This is a genomic window from Winogradskyella haliclonae (assembly GCF_014635865.1).
GTDB lineage: Bacteria > Bacteroidota > Bacteroidia > Flavobacteriales > Flavobacteriaceae > Winogradskyella > Winogradskyella haliclonae.
In genome coordinates, this window is the sequence record NZ_BMDQ01000003.1 from 111848 (window position 1) to 134768 (window position 22921).

Genomic DNA, 22921 nt, shown 5'->3' on the forward strand with positions numbered 1-22921 from the left:
GGTATAAATTTATGATGGAAAACCTAACATATTACCCATACCAACCGTAAACAGCCAACAGCCATATATGGCATGCTCTATTGAAACCAATACTGTTGATTTAGTTTTCATATACGTTAAAGCAAATAATATACCTCCAATAAACGTTAAGAACATTACCAAAGTGTTTTTGAAAAAGATATGAGCTAGAGAAAATAATGCAGCATTAATTATTATAAAAAGTGTCCTACTTTGAAAAAGAGATTGATAGCGTTCAAAGAAGAAGGTGCGATAAATTAATTCTTGTGGATATACTGAAAATAATGAATATACGAACAGTATAAACCCCCATAACATGGGCTTAGTTCTTATGACAACATAAAGGTTTGAAGCATCTACTAACCACATGTATAGCGTTGTAATAATAGCTATTGCAATTAACTTTATGAATGTTACTTTCCAAAAGCGTGTCCAATTAAGTCCTTTTGTGACTTCAAATTTTATTTGTTCAACACGCAATAACACATACAAAATATATACAAAGCCTAATACGCCAATAATTAGCTTTATAATTGGAGAATAATCAATAGCAAAGCTCGTTGGTACTAAGACAAAAATGATAAAAAGTTCTATAAGTCTATACTTTACTGTTTGCATTATCTAAATGGTAATTGTTGTAGTGTGTTTTACTTCATTAATCACAAACATACTATGTGTGCTTCCAATATGATCTATGGTTGTTAATTTTTTAACCATAAATTCTCGAAACTCTTGCATATCCTTTACCAAAACCTTTAGAATATAATCGTAATCACCACTTATATGATAACATTCTAAAACTTCTTGCAGTTTTGCAACTTCTCGTTCAAACTTAACCACATAATCTTGAGAATGCTGCACTAACTTGATGTGACAAAATGCAATAAAGCTTTTATCTACACTTTCTTTATCTATTAAAGCCACATAACTACTTATTATACCTTGATTTTCTAGTTTTTTAATACGTTCGTACACTGCTGTGACCGAAAGATCCAAAACATTAGACAGTGCTTTCGTAGTTTGTTTACAATCTTTTTGTAATAACCTTATTAATGTTTTATCTGTTTGATCTAAAACCATAACTGTAAATTTTTCGCTTTCAATGTAATATTCTATTATAAATTTAGAAAAATAATCATATTTATTGATAATTAATTGTTTTATTTTCTATTATAATTAAAAATCATTGACTTTAATTCTAAATAGTGTCATTTTTGAAAATAATTTACAACTCAGTTTTATGGCATTCAAACCAGCAAATAACATTCAAGACTTACAATATTTCGGAGAATTTGGAGGTGTTAATCCTTCAATTTCAGACTCATCTACCTATACGTTTTTATCCGCAAAAACAATGTTTGATACTTTTGAGGGTAATGCCGATGGCTGTTATTTATATTCTCGTCATTCTTCACCTTCTAATCTATATCTTGGTGAAGCTTTGGCTGCAATGGAAGGCACAGAGACAGCAACTGTAACTGCCTCGGGAATGGGTGCTATTACACCTGTTCTTCTACAGCTTTGTGGTGCAGGAGAGCATGTCGTTAGTAGTCGAACTATCTACGGAGGCACTTATGCCTTTTTAAAGAATTTTGCACCTCGTCTGGGTGTTGATACCTCTTTTGTAGATATCACCAAGTTAGATATTGTAGAAGCAGCTATCACACTAAAGACGAAAGTTTTGTATTGCGAATCTGTAAGTAATCCGCTATTAGAAATTGCAGATATTAAAGGTTTGGCACAATTGGCCAAAAAGTATAATTTAAAACTTGTGGTTGACAATACGTTTTCGCCATTATCAATATCTCCAAAAAAATTAGGAGCTGATATCGTTATTCATAGTTTAACAAAGTTCATTAATGGTTCAAGTGATACGGTTGGCGGTGTTGTTTGCAGTACTCAAGAGTTTATAGACCAACTACGTAATGTTAATGATGGTGCAGCTATGTTATTGGGTTCTACTATGGATAGTTTAAGATCCGCTTCTGTCTTAAAGAACTTAAGAACCTTACATATAAGAATGCAACAGCATAGTAAAAATGCTTATTATCTCGCTAAAAATTTTGAAAAACTAGGTATAAAAACTGTTTATCCAGGGTTAGAGTCTCACCCTTCTCATCACCTTTTTAAGTCAATGATGAATCAAGAATATGGTTTTGGAGGCATGCTAACTATAGATGTTGGTTCTCTAGATAAGGCCAATGCATTTATGGAGTTAATGCAAAAGCGAAATTTAGGTTACTTGGCCGTAAGTTTAGGTTTCTACAAAACATTATTTTCTGCACCTGGAAGCTCTACATCTTCAGAAATTCCTGAAAAGGAACAAGAAGAAATGGGGCTAAGTGATGGGCTGATTCGTTTTTCTATTGGGCTAGATGCAGACATAGAACGTACCTTTGGAATCATGCACGAATGTATGACAGAATTAGAAATTTTAGAAGTAGAAATGGTTTAAGCCTATTTACCTTTTAATCGTTCTATCATAGGTCCAAATACAGAGTCGACGGTGGCATCATCATCAACTTCTGGTCTGCTATTTTTCATATCCCAACGCTTATCATTTTTATGGATTTTAAAAGAAAATAAGGATGAATTCACATCATCTGGATTTAATAATGAGTATCTTAAATCTTTATATACATACTCGCCTTCTACATCTGCTTTTATGACCCTATAATATTGATCACTAAACCAAGATAGTGTAGACAAGTCCTTATCATCCATTGGTATTGGTGGCTTTTCTTTTTGAATAACTTTCCATTCTTTTACTTTACTTTTTTTATCAAAAAGTGAATAGAATCCTAGGTAAAATGCAGTATCAGTTTCAGCAACGCCATACCAAAGTATATTATTAAATATGGTAGGTTGTGTTCTATATCGATTGAATTCAATATTGCTAACAGCTAGTGAGTTTTTAAAAATTGAATTCACATAGAACTTATTCCCAATAGTAAATAACATATAAGCCGAGCTTATGCCAATACCTAGTTTTAACCATAATCGCCGCTGAGGTTTTTTTCTATTAAAAAACATTAAAATAATTAAGCACAGTAAAAATGGTGTAGTGTATAATGGATCGGCTACCGCAATGTTATTAAAAGCTACTCTATAATCAGAAAACGGATAAAATAGTTGTGTGCCATATGGCGTAAAACAATCTAATATTGGATGCGTCAATAAAGACCAAAAAAATAATTGTTGCCAGTCTTTTAGAGTTGTAGATTCTTTTCTTTTTCCTTTATCATAAAGTTTGTAAACTAGCCAGCCAAAAACAAAAGTGCCAATAATCGCAAATAAAATAGAATGCATAAACCCACGATGAAACGCCATGGCTTGTATTTCGTTACTATACAACCAAGGTCCTATAAAAACATCTAAATCTGGTATTGTACCACCAATAGCGCCAAATAACAATGCTTTGTTACCTATTTTTTTTCCTAATACTGCTTCTCCACAAGCAGCTCCTAATACAATCTGAGTGAGTGAATCCATAAATACAATTACAAAAGTAAGCAACTAAATGCATTTGCAAATGGCTTTACAAAATCGTAACATTACGTCACTAAACTAATAACAATGCAAGACGATAAGAACATAGACAACTTTAAAGCAAACGATCAAAACATCGTAACCAATAAAGAATTAAATATATGGGAAGCACTAATTCCAGTTATTGCATTGGTTGGAATGCTTGCCTACAACATATACGTTTATGGTGATGATGCATTGAGCGGAAGTAATCAGTTTATATTACTAATGGGTGCGGCAGTAGCCGCTATTGTAGGCTTCTTCAACAGGGTGAAATATAAAAAAATGTTAGAAGAAATTGCTGAAAATGTTAAGTCAACTACTGGTGCTTTATTAATCCTACTTATGGTTGGAGCTTTAGCAGGAACATGGCTTATTAGCGGTATTATACCAACTATGATTTATTATGGTTTACAGATTTTAAATCCTACCATTTTCTTAGCTGCTTGTGTGATTATATGTGCAATAATTTCAATCGCTACCGGAAGTAGCTGGACTACCTCTGCAACAGTAGGTATTGCATTAGTAGGAATTGGAGAAACTTTGGGAATATCTTTAGGCATGACCGCTGGTGCTGTTTTATCCGGCGCCTATTTTGGAGATAAAATGTCTCCATTAAGTGATACTACAAATTTAGCACCAGCCATGGCTGGTGGTGAATTATTTAGTCATATTAAATATATGGCACTTACTACTATACCTACTATTGTTATAACACTTATCATATTTATTATAATAGGACTAAATCTAGACACAACTGGGACTCCGCAAATAGCTGATAAACTAGAAGCTATAAACGGAGCATTTAATATTAGCCCTTGGCTATTCATTGTTCCTATTATAGTTGTCTTTATGATTATTAAAAAAACTCCACCATTAATTGCTCTTTTAATTGGTGCCTTATTAGGTGGAATCGCTGCTATTATTGCTCAACCTGAAATTGTGATGTCTGTAGCTGGAGCTGAATCATTGACTTTTCAATCTTCATATAAAGGTATTATGAATGCACTAACAGTGGACACAGCTGTTACGACGTCTAGTTCTGAATTAAACGATTTATTTACAGCTGGAGGAATGAAAGGGATGCTAGGTACTATCTGGTTAATAGTTTGTGCTATGGTTTTTGGAGGTGTTATGGATGCTATAGGGGCATTATCAAGAATTACTGATGCTCTATTAAAAATGGCAACTTCAATTTTTGGTCTATTTGCAAGTACAGTAGCTAGTTGCTTAGCATTAAATCTTACCGCTTCTGATCAATACTTAGCATTAGTAGTCCCTGGTAAAATGTTTAAAAAAGCATATGAAGATAAGGGCTTAGCTCCAGAAAACTTAAGTCGTACTCTTGAAGATTCTGGTACAGTAACTTCAGTACTTATACCTTGGAATACATGTGGCGCCTATCATTCAAAAGTTTTATTTGGTTATGCTGGCGCTACAGCTTATATACCATTTGCATTTTTTAGCATTATTAGTCCATTTATGACTTTACTTTTTGCAGCTTTTAGAATCAAAATAAAAATGCTGAAGGATAAGTAAATAATTATTTTAGAATGTTAGCGATTTCAGTGAATTGCTTTTCTAAAGCATAATCAAAAGCTGCTTTTCCTGATTGGTCTTTTAGAGATTTATCTGCACCATTAGATATCAAATAATCTACCATTTCTTTTTGCTTATATAGCGTTGCAAAAATTAACGGGGTTGTCCCCATGTTATTAGTGGCATTAATATTAGCACCATGACTAATTAATATTTCAGCCATAGTAATGTTTCCTTTAAAACTTACACCCAGTAAAGCTGTATTTCCTGAAGCATCCTGAGCATCAATTTCTGCATTATTTTTTAATAATATATCAGCAGCATTTTTATTATCAAAATAGGTTGCAAATATTAATGGTGTAAAACCTCTAGCGTCTTTTGCATTAACAACTTCGGGGCTGTTTTCTATTTGTAATTCTAACCTGTCGTTTAACCCTTTGCGGATCGTATCAAAAAATAAATCTATTGCATTCATTTTAATCTGTTTTTAATAAAAAAGGAATGCATTACAAGAATACATTCCTCTTTCTCTTAATCTATTTAAAAATATTATAAGTCATATCTATCTAAGTCCATCACTTTAGCCCAAGCTGCTACAAAATCGTTAACAAATCTTGCTTCACCATCATTGGCACCATATACTTCTGCAACTGCTCTAAGCTCTGTATTAGAACCAAAGATTAAATCGGCTCTTGTTCCTTTGAATTTTACAGCACCAGTTCTTCTATCTCGACCTTCAAAAAGGGTGTCATTATCAGATGTTGCACTCCAAGTATACGTGAAGTCCAAGATGTTTGTAAAGAAATCGTTAGATAAGCTACCCACATTATCTGTAAATACGCCATAATCAGAACCATCGAAATTAGCACCTAATACTCTTAAACCTCCAACTAAAGCCGTCATTTGTGGAATAGAAAGTGTTAGTAAGTTTGCTTTATCGATTAGTAAATCTTCAGCAGCTACATTAAGCTTAGAATTCATATAGTTTCTAAAACCATCCGCTAAAGGTTCTAAATATCCAAAAGACTCAACATCTGTTTGTTCTTGAGAAGCATCACCTCTACCTTGTGTAAAAGGTACAGACACATTATGACCTGCATTTCTAGCTGCTTCTTCAACACCAGCGGCACCTGCTAATACAATTAAGTCTGCCATTGAAATACCTCCACTAAACGTTTCCTGGATACCTTCATAAACATTTAGTACACGATTTAATTCTGTAGGGTTATTTGCTTCCCAACTACGTTGTGGCTCTAATCGTAAACGACCACCATTTGCACCACCACGCATGTCAGAACCTCTAAAGGTAGATGCAGAAGCCCAAGCAGTTTTCACTAAATCAGAAATGGATAATCCAGAAGCTAAAATAATTTTCTTTAACCCTTCAATATCTGAATCACTTAAGGTATAATCTACAGCAGGAATTGGGTCTTGCCAAATTAATTCTTCTTTTGGGACTTCTGGTCCTAAATAGCGCTGAATTGGTCCCATATCCCTATGTGTTAGCTTATACCATGCTCTAGCAAATGCATCTTCAAATGCCTTGTGGTCTTTATGGAAACGCTCAGAAATCTCTCTGTATGCTGGATCCATTTTTAAAGCCATATCTGCAGTTGTCATCATTAAGGCTTGCGTACCGTTTCCGCCAGCTGCAGGTGCTCTACGTGCATTAGATGCAGCTGTTGGCGTCCATTGATGTGCTCCCGCTGGGCTTTTAGTTAATTCCCAATCGTAGTTTAATAACACATCAAAATAATCAGCATCCCATTGTGTTGGATTCGGTGTCCAAGCACCTTCAATACCACTAGTAATTGTATCATCTAGCACACCTGATTGAAATGTATTTTTCCAACCTGTGCTCATTTCTTCTATTGCTGCACCATGCGGCTCAACACCAACATACTTATCTGGGTCTGCAGCTCCATGCGCTTTACCAAAAGTATGCCCACCAGCAACTAATGCTACCGTTTCTTCATCATTCATTGCCATACGACCAAATGTAATCTTGATATCATGTGCAGATTTTAATGGGTCAGGGTTTCCATTAGGGCCTTCAGGATTTACATAAATTAATCCCATATGTACAGCTCCTAAATGACCTTCTAAATCACCATCACTAGTATCGTAACGGTCATCATTATCTAACCAACCTGTTTCAGAACCCCAATATATATCTTGCTCTGGTTCCCAAACATCTTCACGACCCCCTGCAAAACCAAAAGTTGGGAAGCCCATAGATTCTAGAGCACAGTTTCCTGCAAGAATCATTAAATCTGCCCAAGAAATTTTATTACCGTATTTCTTTTTTACTGGCCATAATAGCAAACGTGCTTTGTCTAGGTTACCATTATCTGGCCAACTATTTAATGGTGCAAAACGATGTGTTCCTGTTCCTGCACCGCCACGACCATCACCTACACGGTATGTCCCAGCACTATGCCATGCCATACGAATCATAAATCCACCATAGTGGCCATAATCTGCAGGCCACCAATCTTGTGAATCTGTCATTAAGGCTATAACATCTTTTTTAAGCTCATCATAGTTAATACTATTAAATGCTTTTGCATAATCAAAATCTTCACCCATTGGGTTATTCTTTGAAGCATTTTGACGCAGTATATTTAATTTTAACTCATTAGGCCACCAATCTCTATTGCTAGTTCCTCGACCAGCAGTTTTCTTTTGATCTCCACTTAAAAATGGGCATTGACTTGGGTCTCCTCCGTTATTATGATCCATTGTATTATAGTTTTTTTGATTTTAAATTTTAACAGCATAAAATTATGAAATATTAGCACTGCAATTGAGCAAGTATATATTATCTCTTTATTTTTTTATAAGTATTATCTATAGTAACATGTTTTTGCATTGGTTTAACGAATAAAAAAATGTTTTTGTTTAAGTTATTTAAAAGATTGTCATCTAAAGTTGAATAATAATTGAACACAAATGTTAAAGACTTGTACTAGATTGATTTGATTAGTATTTTTATAAATAAAAAACGCTATGTTATTGAAAAAGACCAACATTGAGGAAAAACTACAGCGCTTAAAGACAAAAAAATATTCTGAAGATTCTATACTCCAAGATGTAAAATCTATCTTAGAAAAAGACAATAAAAAAGACGAAAGGATTCTAGAAACGATTAAATCTGGAATATCAACATTTTCAAATGAATTTGAATTTGATTTACTAGAAACCAAAAATATATACCATATTGATCAAATAAAAACCATCTGCGTTAATTATAGACTTCGGTTTTTGGACAGTAAATATTTTAAAGGAGAACTCCCTTATGAGGCTGTTTCAAAAATTAAAACTTTAGAAAAAAGACATAATACTGAACTAAAAGGCTTCAAAATAATAGCACCTTCGAAACTATTTAAGCTCGAAAACGCTGATGACCCTTTGCTATTTGCACCAATAGGTAATGGCTATTACTATCTTGTGCACAAATGGGGAAATGACCTAAATCCATTTCGCAGGTTGTTGATGTGGCCATACAAAAATTTTGGCAACCTCATTTTTACAACATTTATAGTAAGCATAATTGCTACAGCCTTATTTCCTGAAGGAATTTTTTCTAACAAGCCTAACGCATCGCAAGCCGGAATGATTTTCTTTTTTATGTTTAAATCTATTGCAGCTATGGTTATCTATTATGGTTTTGCTGCTGGAAAGAATTTTAATAAAGCTATTTGGGATAGTAAGTATTTTAACGCATAATTATCATATACAAGATTGTAACATTTATTAAAATTTTGTAGCTTATAGGTACATTATTTTTTAAATCGTTTGGTTATGGAAAATTCAGAATATGTCAAAGTTTATGGTGGTAATTTTATTTTAGCTAATCGTGTTATTGCTGAATTGCAATCGATTGGTATTATACCTATTGTTAAAGACGAATCAGAATCTCAAAGGCTTGCCGGCTATGCCTCATTAGATAGTGGACATCAAGACGTGGTTGTTCGTGGAGACGAATACGAAAAGGCTATGGAAATTGTTAATCGTGTAAAGGCTGAAATGGAGGCTTCATAATTATATTACACTAGTAATTAGTTAATAAATAAAAAAGGAACGATTAAAAATCGTTCCTTTTTTATATTCAATATTAAATCTTATCTAAACATTAACAGCATACAACTTTTCACGCTGCTCTTTTATCTTTTTGTCGCTCATATATTCATCAAAGGTCATGTAACGATCAATAACCCCATTTGGTGTTAGCTCAATAATACGGTTACCTACAGTTTGCGCAAACTCATGATCGTGAGTTGTAACCAATAATGTACCTTTAAAATTTGTCAACGAGTTGTTAAACGCAGTAATACTCTCTAAATCCAGATGGTTAGTTGGCTCATCAATCATTAATACATTTGCACGCATCATCATCATACGGCTTAACATACAACGTACTTTTTCGCCTCCAGATAATACATCTGCAGTTTTCAGCGCTTCCTCTCCACTAAAAATCATTTTACCAAGGAAACCTCTAATATTTACTTCTTCTCTTTCTTCTTCGGTTTGTGCCCATTGACGTAACCAATCAACTAAGGTTTGTTTCTCTTGAAAATACTCACTGTTATCTAGTGGTAAATAGGACTGCGTTGTGGTTACACCCCAAGCAAAATTTCCAGCATCCGCTTTTTCCTTACCATTAAGTATCTGGTAAAAGGCTGTAGTTGCTCTAGAATCTTTTGAAAACACAACAACCTTATCGCCTTTTGCTAAGTTTATATCAATATTTTTGAATAATAACTCACCATCTAAACTTGCAGACAATCCTTCCACATTTAAAATCTGGTCACCAGCCTCACGATCACGCTCAAAAATAATAGCTGGATAGCGACGACTTGATGGTTTAATATCAGATATGTTTAATTTATCAATCATTTTCTTACGACTCGTTGCTTGTTTAGACTTTGCAACGTTAGCAGAAAAACGACGGATAAATTCTTCCAATTCTTTTTTCTTTTCTTCAGCCTTTTTGTTCTGTTGTGCACGTTGTCTCGCCGCTAATTGAGACGACTCATACCAAAATGTGTAATTCCCTGAAAAGTGATTGATTTTTCCAAAATCTATATCAGAAATATGTGTGCAAACTGCATCTAAAAAGTGACGGTCGTGTGATACAACAATCACACAATTATCGTAATTAGCTAAGAAATTCTCTAACCAAGAGATTGTTTCGTAATCCAAATCATTGGTAGGCTCATCCATAATAAGCACATCAGGATTTCCAAATAAAGCCTGGGCTAATAATACTCTTACTTTCTGCTTACCGTCTAAATCGGCCATCAATGTATAGTGCAAATCTTCTTTAATACCTAAGTTAGATAACATAGCAGCTGCATCACTATCGGCATTCCAACCGTTCATTTCTTCAAACTGTACCTGTAGCTCTCCAATTTTTTCGGCATTCTCATCTGTATAATCTGCATATAAGGCATCAATTTCGGACTTTAACTTATATAAAGGTTTATTTCCCTTTAAAACCGTATCTAAAACTGTGTCTTCGTCATGCTTATTATGATTTTGTTCTAAAACAGACATACGCTTACCTGACTCTAAATGTACATGACCAGAAGTCGCATCCATTTTGCCTGCTAAAATCTTTAAGAATGTCGATTTACCGGCACCATTAGCACCAATAATACCGTAACAATTACCATTATTAAATGTCGTATTGACCTCATCAAATAAGACACGTTTTCCGAATTGTACTGAAAGATTAGAAACTGATAACATTTATAGGTGTTTTAATTGGCGGCAAAAGTAGAAAATTTAAGTGATTACAGGAAATTTATACTAATGATAGTAACATTTAACGCCGCATTAACAACACAAAACATACGCAAGGCATATTTTTGTCCATGCTGCAAAGCATAATGTTATTCTGATGAGGCGATTAATTATTATTCTTAACCTACTCCTATTTTCTTTTTTAGGATGTAAAAACATATCTGTATCTGACACAGATACAGCATTTTTTGGTGGTGAAATTATTAATCCTAAAGGTGACAGAGTTATCCTTTATAACCGAAGAGAAAAAGTTAGTGATACGTTATTCCTAGATACTAATAACAGATTTAGTCATACCATAGAAAATGTAACACCTACTGTTTATTCTTTTAGGCATGGTGGCGAGATTCAGTTTGTGATTTTAGAGCCAAAGGATAGTGTTATGATTCGTCTTAACACCTATGAGTTTGACGAGTCTCTTGTTTTTACTGGAGAAGGTGCTCATAAAAACAACTATCTCATTAAAACGTTTCAGAATAATGAAAAAGAATCTCGCAAGCTTGTAAAATATAGCCAAAAAGAGCCTGAAGTTTTTGAAAATTTTATCGCTAATCGTCATCAAAGAGAACTAAGTCATTTTGAAAGATTTAAAGCAAAAAAGCCTATTTCTGCTTTTGCTAGTTCAGTGATACAAGCCAATATCGATTACCATAATTATGCTGATAAAGAGATTTATCCGTTTATCTACTTTGGGGAGAATAAAATGGTACACTTAAAAGATTTACCTGAAGATTTTTATGCTTTTAGAAATAAAACTAACTATAATGAGAAGCATTTAAGCGAGATGTATGATTATAATAGATATCTCTTTTCTCATTTTGACAACCTTGCCGTTACTACCTTTTACAAAAATAATGCCTTTCATAGTAAATTTGATAGACGTCAATTATCTTACAACAAAGCAAAGTTGAATCTTGTAGACAGCTTAGTTGAAGATGAAATAATAAAGAATAACTTGCTAAAATATAAAACTCGAGAGTTCATAAATCATAGTAATAGTAAAGAAAACATTAATGATATGATGGCGTCTTATCTTTCTAAAACTACTAGCGAGGAAGATATAAAATACTTAAATGGCCTTATTGCATCATTAGATAATTTAAAACCAGGAAAAGGCTTACCAGACTTAAAACTAATAGATGTCAATGACAAAGAATATACTATTGCAAAAGTTGTTGATAAACCTACCTTAATTTATTTTTGGTCAACAAACAGAAAGAAGCACTACAAGAATAGCCATTACAGGGTAAAAGAATTAAAAGCACAATTCCCTAAAATGGGTTTTATATCTATAAACATCAACGATAATCCTGATAAATTCTGGAAAGAAACAATACATCAGTATAAATTTGATTTGAATACAGAATATCGTTTTAAAAACCCTAAACAAGCTTTAAAAACATTAGCTGTAAACTATCTCTATAAAGTGATTGTTGTGGATAATCAGGCGAACATTATTAATCCTAATGTAAATATCTTTAATAAAGATTTTGAAAATACTCTTAAAGATATGATACTAAAAAAGGAGCTCGTATTAAAATAAAAGCTCCTTAGTATAATTATTAGATTTTAAATAAATCTAATTTCCTTTTTTATAATCTGCTAAGAATTTTTCTAAACCAATATCAGTTAATGGGTGTTTTAACAATCCAGAAATTGAACTTAAAGGTCCAGTCATAACATCTGCGCCTAACTTAGCACAATCTATAACGTGCATAGTATGACGTACAGAAGCAGCTAAGATTTCAGTTTCAAAAGCATAGTTATCATAGATATGACGAATCTCAGCAATTAAGTTTAATCCATCTGTTGAAATATCATCTAAGCGACCAATAAATGGTGATACATAAGTTGCACCCGCTTTTGCTGCTAATAATGCCTGCCCAGGAGAAAATACTAAAGTTACGTTAGTTTTAATACCCCTGTCAGAAAAATATTTACATGCTTTAACACCATCTTTAATCATTGGCAATTTTATAACAATCTGGTCATGTAGTTCAGCTAATGCCTCTCCTTCTCTAACCATACCATCAAAATCTGTAGAGATAACCTCTGCTGAAACATCACCATCTACAATATTGCAGATATCTATATAATGCTTTAAAATATTATCATGGCCAGTAATACCTTCTTTAGCCATTAAAGACGGATTGGTAGTAACACCATCTAAAATACCCATATCTTGAGCTTCTTTAATCTGCTCTAGGTTGGCTGTATCAATAAAAAATTTCATTTACTATAAATTTGAATTGTTGTGTTAAATTTCGGCGAAGTTACAACAATTGGATTCTTTAAATTGAATTTGAAATAAAAAGAAATTAACTTTTATTCAACAGGAATAAATAATAGTTTTTTGCTAGAATCATCAATACTCATTTTTAGTGTATCATTAAAGAATAGCCTATGAAAATGACCATCATTGATTCTAATGGACTTAGTGTATTTTACTTTGTCAAAAAAAGTATCTGCTTCCAAAATTCTACAAGTTTCTTCTTTAAAAACTTTTGAGCAAGCTTCTATTTTCGAGTTTTCAGAATAAAACATATGATAGACCTTAACTCTAGGTGCGCAAAAAACTTCAATCGCTTTTACCTCTGAATTACCAATTGATTCATATGAATGATAGTGTGGTGCAGGTGTCATTAATGGACAAGAAAACAATAGCAAGCATACAATTATCGCAAAAATAAAATATCTATTGGTTCTACGACTACGCATAAATAGTAATTTAACTACTAACGGAATAACCCTTATAAAGATTGCAATCAATTACTCATTTACAAACAACGTGAAGTCTCTTCTAGCACTATCATTACAGGTTGGACTAGAGTCATAAAAGCCATCCTCAAAGCGCTCTACAGATAAAAAGACTGTAAATTCAAAAGCACCTGTTTCTTCAGGAACACCAATAAGTTCTATGCTTCTAGCAAAAAAAACGGCATCAACACCTGGTGGTAAATCTCCAATGATATCGAAGAAATAATCATAAGAGTTATCATTAGCAGCATTATCAACCTCCGCAGTAATGCGTTGAAAATAATTTTCGTCTAGTGTAGCACTAGAAATGGAAGTTTCATTAATTTCTGGATTTACTCCAAATAAACATTCCAAAGCTTCATCACAAGATAAAAGTGCTAAAAAAGAAAATAATAAGATAAAAGTAGTTTTTGATTTCATGACTGATGATATTTTCAGATACTAGTCACAAAAAACATACCAAAACTATTTACAAATCATAATGCCTCATCAATAATTTTTCATAAACCTTATCTGGAAGTATTCTTTTTAGTACCACAGAAAATTTCTGCATAAAAGCGCCAACCTTATAATGAATCTTTGGGTTTTTAGTAGTTATGATTTTAAAAATCACTTTTGCGACTTCATTAGGATTGCCTCCTGAATCTACATGAGCGTCCATAGTCTCTAAACTATCACCATAAGACTTTTTATAAGGAGAATTCTCCAAAACTGGGGCATGATAGCGACCTGCAGCTATATTAGTAGCAAAATCTCCTGGTGCTAAGTTGCACATATGTACTCCAAACGCTTTAAGTTCCATTCTAAAAGCTTCTGTTACCAATTCTAATGCACCTTTGCTAGCGCTATAAACACCTCGATATGGCAAACCCATATATCCTGCTATTGATGTAATGTTTATAACCAAACCGTTTTTCTGTTCTCGCATACTTGGCAAAACAGCCTTAATAACATTTATTGGTCCAAAAAGATTAGTTTCAAAATTGCGTTTTATTTCTTCATCAGGAATTTCTTCCATTGGTCCTGTGATTCCTGCACCAGCATTATTGACTAAAACATCAATTCTACCTTCTTTTTCTAAAACGTTATGAATACACGATGCAATAGTCTCTGGTTTAGTAACATCTAAAGCAACCAACGGAAATTGGCTATCACTGTAATTATTAGGGTTTCGGCTTGTGCCATAAACAATAAAATCTTTAGCTTTTAAAAACTCGCCAATAGATTTTCCAATTCCTGAAGAACCACCAGTAATTAAAACAACTTTAGACATAGAATAGAAAATTTAGGTCAGCAAAATACAAATTTATACGTCACTTTTGGGTACAAAAAAAGGCAAGCTACCTACATCACACCGCTACGACCGCATACCTTTGCTTCGTTCCCGACCTGGAGGATTCCGCAGGAGCTGGTTGTGTAGGACTTGCCGGCTGCAAAGATACAACCTTTTAATACTTTCACAATATTTTTTTAATCCTATTTTTTATAAATATCTTGCCAAAAATTAGATACCATTCATGTTTAGATTTAAATATTTAGTAGTCACACTTTTAGGTGTATTTTTAATTGGTTGCGCTAGCGAAAAGCCTCAGCTTTCAGTAAAAACATCGGCAAAAAATAATACAGCCAAACTTGGTGAAACAGTTAAGTTATCACTCAATAACCCTGATGGTGTCAGCATTAACTCTATTAATTACCTATTAGATGGAGAGACCATTACTGAAAATTTAAAACTTAATAATAAGCTTGGAAAACAAGATTTAATAGCGAATGTTATTTCAGAAAATGACACAATTATTGCTAAAAGTAATCTGGTTGTTTTAGACAGAAAAGACCCAGAGTTATATGCATTCCCTGATACTAAGAATTATAACAAGGCTGATTATACTGTAGAAATAATAAATATCTATCCTCATGATGAAACTTCATACACCCAAGGATTAGAATTCCACAATGGAGCGCTTTATGAAAGTACTGGACAGTTTGGAGAATCTAAACTTAGAAAAGTAGATTATAAAACTGGGGAAGTCTTAAAAAATCTCAATCTAAATAGTGGTTATTTTGCTGAAGGCTTAACCATTTTAGATAATAAAATTTACCAACTCACTTGGAAAGCAGATACTGGAATTATATACGACCTCAATACTTTCGAAAAATTAGGAATCTTTAGATACAATGAGAGTAAAGAAGGTTGGGGATTGTGTAATGACGGAAAAACCTTATACAAGTCTGACGGTACAGAAAAAATATGGTCTTTAAATACATCTACGCTTACTGAAGATGATAGAATTGAAGTATATACCAAAAAAGCTAAGGTTGGAAGATTAAATGAATTAGAGTGGATTGACGGAAAAATATATGCCAATTTATACACAACCAACTTTATAATAATAATTAACCCAAAGAATGGATCTATTGATGGTATAATAGACATGGGCGAATTAACAAAGCAAATTCCTAATTATTCAAAGGATGATAATGTACTCAACGGTATTGCTTACAATCCAGACACAGAAACTATTTTTGTTACTGGAAAACGTTGGGATAAACTTTTTGAAATTAAAATAACTAAGAAGTAAAGTTTACTCACCAAAAATTCCTGTTTACTCATTAACTATTTTAAAATACAATGATTTAATGGTTCTTTGATTTATAAAATCATTTAACCATGAGAAAGTCTATCACTGTTAGTATTCCAGAACCTTGTCATGAAGATTGGAATAAAATGACACCTCGTGATAAAGGTCGTCATTGCTCAAAATGTTCAAAAACTGTAATTGATTTTACAAATCAATCCGATGAGCAAATTGTTAAAACTTTTGAAGCTAAAGGTAATCTTTGTGGCCGATTTAAAAATCAACAATTAAATCGTGAAATCGTTTCTACTCGAAAAGATAAAAACAACTACAGAAATTGGATAGCGTCAGGCCTATTTGCATTTTTATCTGTTGGAATTCAAAAAAGTATTGCACAAACAGAACCTGTTAAGACTACTTATAACGACACTTTAAAAGTTCCTACTGTAAAAGGCAAAATCGCTCATTCTATTTTAAATGAAAAAGTTATATCTGGAACAATAGTATCTGCTTCTGATAACTTACCATTACCAGGTGCCAATGTAATAGTAAAAGGCACTAGTAGAGGAATACAAACAGATTTTGATGGAAATTTTTCAATAAAGGCAAAAATCAATGAGATATTAATTTTTAGCTATATAGGCTTTGAAACTAAAGAAATAAAAATCACAAAAACTACAAACCACAAATTAAGTCTTGTAGAAATGGATGAAGATATTGTGGGGGAAATAGTTGTTGTAGGTGGAGCTTTTGGCTACAATTCAGAATATGTAGAACCATATTTAACCACTGAAGAAAAAAAAGAAAGAATTGAGAAACGCAAAAAAAGAAATGCGAAATGGAAGCAACAAAACAAACAAAAGCGTTTAAAATGGAAAGCTGAACGCCTCACAAAAAAATTGAAAAGAAAGCTAAAAAGAAAATCAAAAAAACAATCATAACTATTTCATATTTTTGATTATAAAATATAATTAGTGCAAATCTTTCAAAAAGAAATAATAGTAGCGCAAACAGATTTAGACCAACTTAATCATGTCAATAATGTACGCTATGTGCAATGGGTTCAGGATATTGCAGAAGCGCATTGGTTAAAAAATGCTTCAAAAGAGATTTTAGATAATTACTACTGGTTTTTAGTAAAACACACTATAGATTATAAAGGATAAGCTTTTCTTGGAGATAAAATTCTTATCAAAACCTATGTTAATTCTTCTGAAGGCGTTAGCTCAATCAGAAAAGTTGAAATGTATAACCAAACTTCAAACAAACTAATTATAACTTCAGAAACTAAATGGTGCCTTTTGAATAAAACCACGCAAAAACCAACTCGCATAACTCCAGAAATCGCTAACTTGTTTAATTAACATTTTGTTAGGTTAAAATTTATCAAAATCTGGGCTTAGACTAAAAATTATAAACGTAATTGCAGAGCAACTAATCATCATATATGTATAAGAACATCTACTTTATAGTTATCATTTTTCTTTCTACATTATCATTCGCTCAAGAAATCAATGGTATTGTTTACGATGCCGAAGCCAGAGTTAAAGGTGTTAAAGTATTAAATATTACCGAAAAGATATTAACCGCTACTAACGACCAAGGCGAGTTTACTCTAAAAGCGAATGTAAATGACACACTAACATTTCAATCTGTATTTTATAAACCTATAATGGTGATAGTTATACCAGATTATTTTGAAGGCACATACGTTTTTGAACTCCAAAAAATAATTAATGAGTTAGATCCTATAAATATTAAGGATAAACCCAAAGCAAAACTTTTTGGAGAAAAGGCTTTCAATGCTAACCTAAAAGAGGTCATAGCAATCGACAAAAAGAAAGAGCCTCAAAAATATAATGCAGTGCCTAAATATGGTTTGGATTTTATACAAGTCGCTAAATTAATTGGTAAGCTTTTTAAAAAGAAAAAGAAGAACATCCCAAATACTTTAAAATACAATCAGTACAAGCTACTTTTTGCTGAAAATAATTTCTTTACTAAAAAAATGCTGACGGAAGATTTGAAAGTTCCTGAAAAGTATCATTCGCTCTTTTACGAATTCTTAGAGGAGAAGGCAATTCCTGAATCTAAACTCAACTACAATATGCGCCTTCAACTTCTCAACGATTTTACTATGCATAGCCAAGAATTTTTAATAATAGTTGAGATGGCCGAAGAAAAAGTAAAAGATTGATTATTCTTTTGTATCCATACTAAATCATAAATTGAAAAGTTATATTTTTAGCCTGAAATAATATGTTCACTTTATGAAGCGATTGTTATACTTCTTTATCTGTTTTGGATTATTAATCTTTTGGAGTTCTTGTCGTAACGATTTTGAATTTTCTCCAAGTACAGGAAATCTTGAATTTGCTAGAGATACTGTGTATTTAGATACCGTTTTTAATAATATTGGTTCTAGCACTTATAATCTAAAAGTTTACAATCGCAGTGATACTGATATTGTTATACCAACCATACAGTTAGAGCGCGGTACTGCTTCTTTTTATAGACTAAATGTAGATGGTGGCACTGGTGAAGAAAACACACCTCAAGAAGGAAAGTTTTTTGAAAACGTTGAGTTACTTGCCAATGACAGCCTTTTTATATTTATTGAAACTACAATTGATATTGCTACTCTCCCATCCCTAAATAACGAATTTTTATACACCGATAGAATTTTATTTGATGGTGGAAGTAACCAGCAAGATGTAGATTTGGTGACGCTAGTGAGAGATGCTGTTTTTATATATCCAGATTTTCAAGGCAATAGTACCACTTTTGAAAACCTCAGTTTTGATGTCGATGGTGATGGCATGGCTGACGAAACTTCGTTACCAGGCCGTTTCCTTACAAATGCAGAATTAACCTTTACTAACGAAAAGCCTTATGTCATATATGGATATGCTGCCGTAGATGAAGGTGAAACCTTAACTATGGAAGCTGGAACACGTGTGCATTTTCATGCAGATTCTGGGATTTTGGTGACTAATAATGCAAGTCTAAATATTAATGGTACTGCAAGTACAGACCCAGAGCTCTTAGAAAATGAAGTAATTCTTGAAGGTGATAGATTAGAACCTATTTTCTCGGATGTCCCAGGACAATGGGGAACTGTTTATCTTTTTAACGGCAGCGTAAACAATACCATTAATTACGCTACAATTAAAAATGCTACAATTGGTGTTTTAGCTGAAGGTAATGATGATGCACCAACTGATAAATTGACAATTACAAATTCCCAGATTTATAATACAAGCTCTTTTGGGCTTTTAGGAAGCGCAACTTCAATTACTGCAGAAAACGTGGTAATTAATAACTCTGGACAGTCCTCTTTTGCAGGAACTGTTGGTGGCAAATACAACTTTACGCATTGTACTATTGCAAATTACTGGAATAACAGTTTTAGACAATTTCCTGCATTATTACTTAATGATTTTACACAGTTAGACGAGTCTACAATAGGCACAAACCCATTACTAGAAGCCAATTTTAATAATTGCATTATTTATGGTAATGATAACCCAGAATTTATTTTAGACCAACAAGGTGATACGTTTAATTTTAAGTTTACCAACTGTTTATTGCGCTTTGATAACAATAACCTTGAAGGTACAGACAACTACGTTTTTAGTGATACAAACTTCTACGAGAGTAACATTTTTAATCAAGACCCAGATTTTGAAGCACCTTTCGATAACCTAATGCGTATTGGAGAAGATTCTGGAGCTAACGGTATTGGTAGTACTCTATTTTCTATGCAAGTCCCGTTTGATTTACTAAACACATCAAGAACCACTTCTCCTGATGCTGGTGCTTATGAAAGTGTCATTTTTGAGGATTGATTTAATATAGAATTATAAATCATTATACATAATAACCTTTAAATTAGAGTCTAAACGTTTTAGCTCTTCGCTAACAGCTTTTGCATGTCCTGCACCGACAATTAATACGCTACGATTTACGTTATTTTCTTTTAACACGTCTAATATATTTTTAGCCATATTTACGTTTCTATCATCCCACTTTTTTTGTTGTAGCTCATAATCATCCCCGCTGAACCCTTCATATCGCAATGAATTGATTCTGTAATAAGAATCTAATGTTTTTGGCTTATTTATATACCTTCCTAATGACCAAGACAAGCCAGCAAAAATATTTCCCCATGTATCTTTTCGTATGGCCTTTTTAAATGCTTTTTTACCTTCTTTAGTTCCTGATTTCATAGCACGTTGCCATGCTGGCCAATACCCCTGATAACCTGCATGACTATCTACACCATAAACTGATTTTAAATCTAGTTTGCGCATTAACTGAAAGGTTAAATCTGGATTTTGGTTACCATAAGGCTTAAACTTTACTGTCGCTCCATGTCTTGCAAAATAGCCGTACGTTCTGTGATTACCTTGGTTTCCTATACTCAAATAGTACGCTTGTAGTTTCCTAAATTGTAAGCTATCTAATTCTCTATTAGGCGTATTAATCAATTTTGTTATTTCTTCATTATCGTAGGCATAAGACTTCTTTTTTTCTAAGTATGCCTCTTTAAATTTAGAATTCCATTCGCCCATAGCTGCTGTATCTCCTGTTTTGGAATACTCCGCCATAATTAATTCTGGATTATACTTTAATATCTTCTTTAACATAGGTTTGTAGGCACGTTTTACAATTCCAGGTAATTGGTGCATATCTCCAACAATAAGAATTTCCTGTTGCTCTTGTCCTAATACATTATTAAGGTGAAGTGTTAGGAATAACACTAATAATTTAGATAAGTTTTTCATGATGCAATAATTTAATGATATACCAAAAGTCTAATTCTTTTCATTTAAGGAGAAACAGAATCTGTAAACTAGATAAAGACCTCGGTTAAATTTTACATTTCTCTATTGACTGTAAGTAAATTGATGTTCATAGATAAATTTTTAAAGTTCACAGATGTGCTTTAATACAATACCTATATTTTACTAGTTTCGTATTATGAAAATGAATATCAAAAAATTAGCACTAAGCTTTTTCCTATATTATTTAATAACTGATGTTATTAAGGAAATAATAGAGTCTGAATCTGTTACAAATGCTTTTCAGTACCATACACAGCCTAGAATCCTTGCATTAACAGCTTCCATAGGTATTATATTCTTCTTGTATACACTTTCTTCTTATCTCATTTTTTATAAATGGCATAATAAAAAGTCTTTTTGGTATAACATTGTGTTAGTATTCTTTGCCGCACTACTAATTGTTGCTATAAGATATTTTGTTGAAGAAGTTGGTTACAGGTACTTATTTGGATTTGGTAATTATAAAAAAGGAGTGTCGTTATGGTATTACTTTTTTGATAATTTTTATTATGTATTTCAATATTGCGTTCTAGGAGTTATATTTTATTTTTGGCAATATTCAAAGGATAAAGATGAACGAAATAACCAACTTACAATGGAGAATCAACGCATGGAATTAGATTTATTACGTTCTCAAACTAACCCACATTTCCTGTTTAATACGCTTAATAATATCTATGCTTTAGTGCATACAAATTCTGATAATGCGTTAGGTGCAATCGAAAAATTATCATCTTTGTTAAGGTATTCATTATACAAAACCAAAACTGATGTATCCTTAGAAGATGAAATATCCCAAATTAGAAATTTTATAGATTTAGAAAGCATCAGACATAAAAATCACCCAAATGTTGAGCTAAATATTGAAGGGCTAACTAAAACTGTTAGAATACCACAATTTATTCTACTCCCATTTGTTGAAAATGCCTTTAAACATGGTAAATTACATAGTGATGAAAATCCAATTACAATCAACCTTAACATCTCTAATTCGATATTGAGTTATTCTGTAATTAACGAAATTGATGACAAGAAAAAAGATAAAGTTGGTGGTTTAGGATTAGACAACTTAAAAAAGCGATTAGAGCTTTTATACTTTAAGAATCATAAATTCTCTTGTAAAGCAGAAAACACATTGTATACTGCAAAACTAGAAATACCAATAGAATGACTTGTATTATAATTGATGATGAGCCCTTAGCAGTTGATTTATTAACTTCTTACGCTTCTAAGATTGAAGATTTAGAAGTCATAGGTAATTTTAATAATCCTATTGATGCTCTAAAATTATTAAGAGAAAATACTGTTGATTTATTATTCCTCGATATTCAAATGCCAGAGATTACTGGAGTAGAATTCAAGAAGATTATAAATCCTGATATTAAAGTCATTTTTACAACGGCATACTCAGAATATGCACTAGAAAGTTATGACCTAAATGCTGTTGATTATCTATTAAAGCCTATAACCTTTCAGCGTTTTCTAAAAGCAGTTGAAAAAGCCCAAAGCAAAAGTGTAGACGCTATAATACATGAGAGCAACGACTATATTTTTGTAAAAACAGAATACCGTCATCAGAAACTATTATTCTCAAATATCTTATATCTCAAAGGGCTTAGTGATTACGTTGCCATTCAAACTAAAGATGGTAAAGTGTTGACTTTGCAGAACATGAAAGATTTTGAACAAAGCTTACCAAAAAATAAGTTTATTCGTGTCCATAAGTCCTACATCGTCAGTTTAGAACATATAGAATATATAGAACGCAATCGCATCATTATTCAAGGAGAACATATACCAATTGGTGCTACATACAAAGATGCGTTTTGGGCTAAAATTAATGGATAA

24 protein-coding genes and 1 other RNA gene are annotated in these 22921 nt (G+C 32.6%); 13 read left to right on the forward strand and 12 right to left on the reverse strand.

What is annotated here, in order from left to right; all coding sequences use genetic code 11:
• Positions 1–9: 9 nt before the first annotated feature.
• Complete coding sequence (locus IEV10_RS10970) at positions 10–636, reverse strand: CPBP family intramembrane glutamic endopeptidase (protein ID WP_188374780.1); 627 nt, start codon at positions 634–636, stop codon at positions 10–12.
• Positions 637–639: 3 nt separating this feature from the next.
• Positions 640–1098 carry an Lrp/AsnC family transcriptional regulator gene (locus tag IEV10_RS10975; protein WP_188374781.1) on the reverse strand — a complete coding sequence of 153 codons (459 nt, stop codon included), beginning with the start codon at positions 1096–1098 and terminating at the stop codon, positions 640–642.
• 160 nt (positions 1099–1258) lie between these two features.
• On the opposite strand from IEV10_RS10975, the gene IEV10_RS10980 reads away from it, so the two are divergent.
• Positions 1259–2473, forward strand: coding sequence for an aminotransferase class I/II-fold pyridoxal phosphate-dependent enzyme (locus tag IEV10_RS10980; RefSeq protein ID WP_188374782.1), 1215 nt, complete (start codon positions 1259–1261; stop codon positions 2471–2473).
• Positions 2474–2475: 2 nt separating this feature from the next.
• Here IEV10_RS10980 and IEV10_RS10985 read toward each other — a convergent pair whose 3' ends face one another.
• Entirely contained in the window at positions 2476–3510 is a 1035-nt protein-coding gene (locus IEV10_RS10985; RefSeq protein WP_188374783.1) for a metal-dependent hydrolase, read from the reverse strand.
• A gap of 84 nt (positions 3511–3594) precedes the next feature.
• Between IEV10_RS10985 and nhaC the strand changes: the two genes are divergently transcribed.
• On the forward strand, positions 3595–5085 hold the full coding sequence (nhaC, locus tag IEV10_RS10990) for a Na+/H+ antiporter NhaC (protein WP_188374784.1): 1491 nt from the start codon (positions 3595–3597) through the stop codon (positions 5083–5085).
• Positions 5086–5089: 4 nt separating this feature from the next.
• Here nhaC and IEV10_RS10995 read toward each other — a convergent pair whose 3' ends face one another.
• Positions 5090–5560, reverse strand: a complete 471-nt coding sequence (locus tag IEV10_RS10995; RefSeq protein ID WP_188374785.1) for an ankyrin repeat domain-containing protein — start codon at positions 5558–5560, stop codon at positions 5090–5092.
• A gap of 74 nt (positions 5561–5634) precedes the next feature.
• Complete coding sequence (gene katG / locus IEV10_RS11000; RefSeq protein ID WP_188374786.1) at positions 5635–7827, reverse strand: catalase/peroxidase HPI; 2193 nt, start codon at positions 7825–7827, stop codon at positions 5635–5637.
• Between the two features lie 267 nt (positions 7828–8094).
• Between katG and IEV10_RS11005 the strand changes: the two genes are divergently transcribed.
• The gene (locus IEV10_RS11005; protein ID WP_188374787.1) at positions 8095–8814 is read left to right on the forward strand and encodes a hypothetical protein; all 720 of its coding nucleotides are present in this window, start codon (positions 8095–8097) and stop codon (positions 8812–8814) included.
• 75 nt (positions 8815–8889) lie between these two features.
• Complete coding sequence (locus tag IEV10_RS11010) at positions 8890–9129, forward strand: putative signal transducing protein (protein ID WP_188374788.1); 240 nt, start codon at positions 8890–8892, stop codon at positions 9127–9129.
• An 84-nt stretch (positions 9130–9213) separates the two neighbouring features.
• Here IEV10_RS11010 and IEV10_RS11015 read toward each other — a convergent pair whose 3' ends face one another.
• On the reverse strand, positions 9214–10839 hold the full coding sequence (locus IEV10_RS11015) for an ABC-F family ATP-binding cassette domain-containing protein (protein WP_188374789.1): 1626 nt from the start codon (positions 10837–10839) through the stop codon (positions 9214–9216).
• Positions 10840–10990: 151 nt separating this feature from the next.
• On the opposite strand from IEV10_RS11015, the gene IEV10_RS11020 reads away from it, so the two are divergent.
• On the forward strand, positions 10991–12436 hold the full coding sequence (locus IEV10_RS11020) for a TlpA family protein disulfide reductase (RefSeq protein ID WP_188374790.1): 1446 nt from the start codon (positions 10991–10993) through the stop codon (positions 12434–12436).
• Positions 12437–12472: 36 nt separating this feature from the next.
• On the opposite strand, the gene fsa is transcribed toward IEV10_RS11020, so the two are convergent.
• From fsa to ffs, 5 genes are all read right to left on the reverse strand, one after another.
• Positions 12473–13126, reverse strand: a complete 654-nt coding sequence (gene fsa / locus IEV10_RS11025) for a fructose-6-phosphate aldolase (RefSeq protein WP_188374791.1) — start codon at positions 13124–13126, stop codon at positions 12473–12475.
• A 92-nt stretch (positions 13127–13218) separates the two neighbouring features.
• Complete coding sequence (locus tag IEV10_RS11030; protein WP_188374792.1) at positions 13219–13611, reverse strand: hypothetical protein; 393 nt, start codon at positions 13609–13611, stop codon at positions 13219–13221.
• A 51-nt stretch (positions 13612–13662) separates the two neighbouring features.
• Positions 13663–14070 carry a hypothetical protein gene (locus tag IEV10_RS11035; RefSeq protein ID WP_188374793.1) on the reverse strand — a complete coding sequence of 136 codons (408 nt, stop codon included), beginning with the start codon at positions 14068–14070 and terminating at the stop codon, positions 13663–13665.
• Positions 14071–14119: 49 nt separating this feature from the next.
• On the reverse strand, positions 14120–14923 hold the full coding sequence (locus tag IEV10_RS11040) for an SDR family oxidoreductase (RefSeq protein WP_188374794.1): 804 nt from the start codon (positions 14921–14923) through the stop codon (positions 14120–14122).
• Positions 14924–14980: 57 nt separating this feature from the next.
• Positions 14981–15079, reverse strand: an RNA gene (gene ffs, locus IEV10_RS11045) — signal recognition particle sRNA small type.
• 88 nt (positions 15080–15167) lie between these two features.
• Between ffs and IEV10_RS11050 the strand changes: the two genes are divergently transcribed.
• The 6 genes from IEV10_RS11050 to IEV10_RS11070 all read left to right on the forward strand — a co-directional run bounded on the left by IEV10_RS11050 (position 15168) and on the right by IEV10_RS11070 (position 20074).
• Positions 15168–16229 carry a glutaminyl-peptide cyclotransferase gene (locus tag IEV10_RS11050; RefSeq protein WP_188374795.1) on the forward strand — a complete coding sequence of 354 codons (1062 nt, stop codon included), beginning with the start codon at positions 15168–15170 and terminating at the stop codon, positions 16227–16229.
• Positions 16230–16318: 89 nt separating this feature from the next.
• Entirely contained in the window at positions 16319–17167 is an 849-nt protein-coding gene (locus tag IEV10_RS11055) for a carboxypeptidase-like regulatory domain-containing protein (RefSeq protein WP_188374796.1), read from the forward strand.
• A 33-nt stretch (positions 17168–17200) separates the two neighbouring features.
• Complete coding sequence (locus tag IEV10_RS14425; RefSeq protein WP_308694212.1) at positions 17201–17392, forward strand: acyl-CoA thioesterase; 192 nt, start codon at positions 17201–17203, stop codon at positions 17390–17392.
• 18 nt (positions 17393–17410) lie between these two features.
• Positions 17411–17590, forward strand: a complete 180-nt coding sequence (locus tag IEV10_RS14430; protein ID WP_308694220.1) for an acyl-ACP thioesterase domain-containing protein — start codon at positions 17411–17413, stop codon at positions 17588–17590.
• Positions 17591–17673: 83 nt separating this feature from the next.
• Positions 17674–18423 carry a hypothetical protein gene (locus IEV10_RS11065; RefSeq protein WP_188374797.1) on the forward strand — a complete coding sequence of 250 codons (750 nt, stop codon included), beginning with the start codon at positions 17674–17676 and terminating at the stop codon, positions 18421–18423.
• A 73-nt stretch (positions 18424–18496) separates the two neighbouring features.
• The gene (locus IEV10_RS11070; RefSeq protein WP_188374798.1) at positions 18497–20074 is read left to right on the forward strand and encodes a hypothetical protein; all 1578 of its coding nucleotides are present in this window, start codon (positions 18497–18499) and stop codon (positions 20072–20074) included.
• 12 nt (positions 20075–20086) lie between these two features.
• Here the strand turns inward: IEV10_RS11070 and IEV10_RS11075 are convergent, their stop codons facing one another.
• Complete coding sequence (locus IEV10_RS11075; protein WP_188374799.1) at positions 20087–21013, reverse strand: DUF5694 domain-containing protein; 927 nt, start codon at positions 21011–21013, stop codon at positions 20087–20089.
• A 202-nt stretch (positions 21014–21215) separates the two neighbouring features.
• Between IEV10_RS11075 and IEV10_RS11080 the strand changes: the two genes are divergently transcribed.
• Both IEV10_RS11080 and IEV10_RS11085 read left to right on the forward strand, forming a co-directional pair.
• A complete protein-coding gene (locus IEV10_RS11080) occupies positions 21216–22244 on the forward strand; it encodes a sensor histidine kinase (RefSeq protein ID WP_188374800.1) in 1029 nt (342 codons plus the stop codon).
• Positions 22241–22921: a LytR/AlgR family response regulator transcription factor gene (locus IEV10_RS11085; protein ID WP_188374801.1), complete on the forward strand. Its 681-nt coding sequence runs from the start codon at positions 22241–22243 to the stop codon at positions 22919–22921. The genes IEV10_RS11080 and IEV10_RS11085 overlap by 4 nt, the downstream gene beginning before the upstream one ends.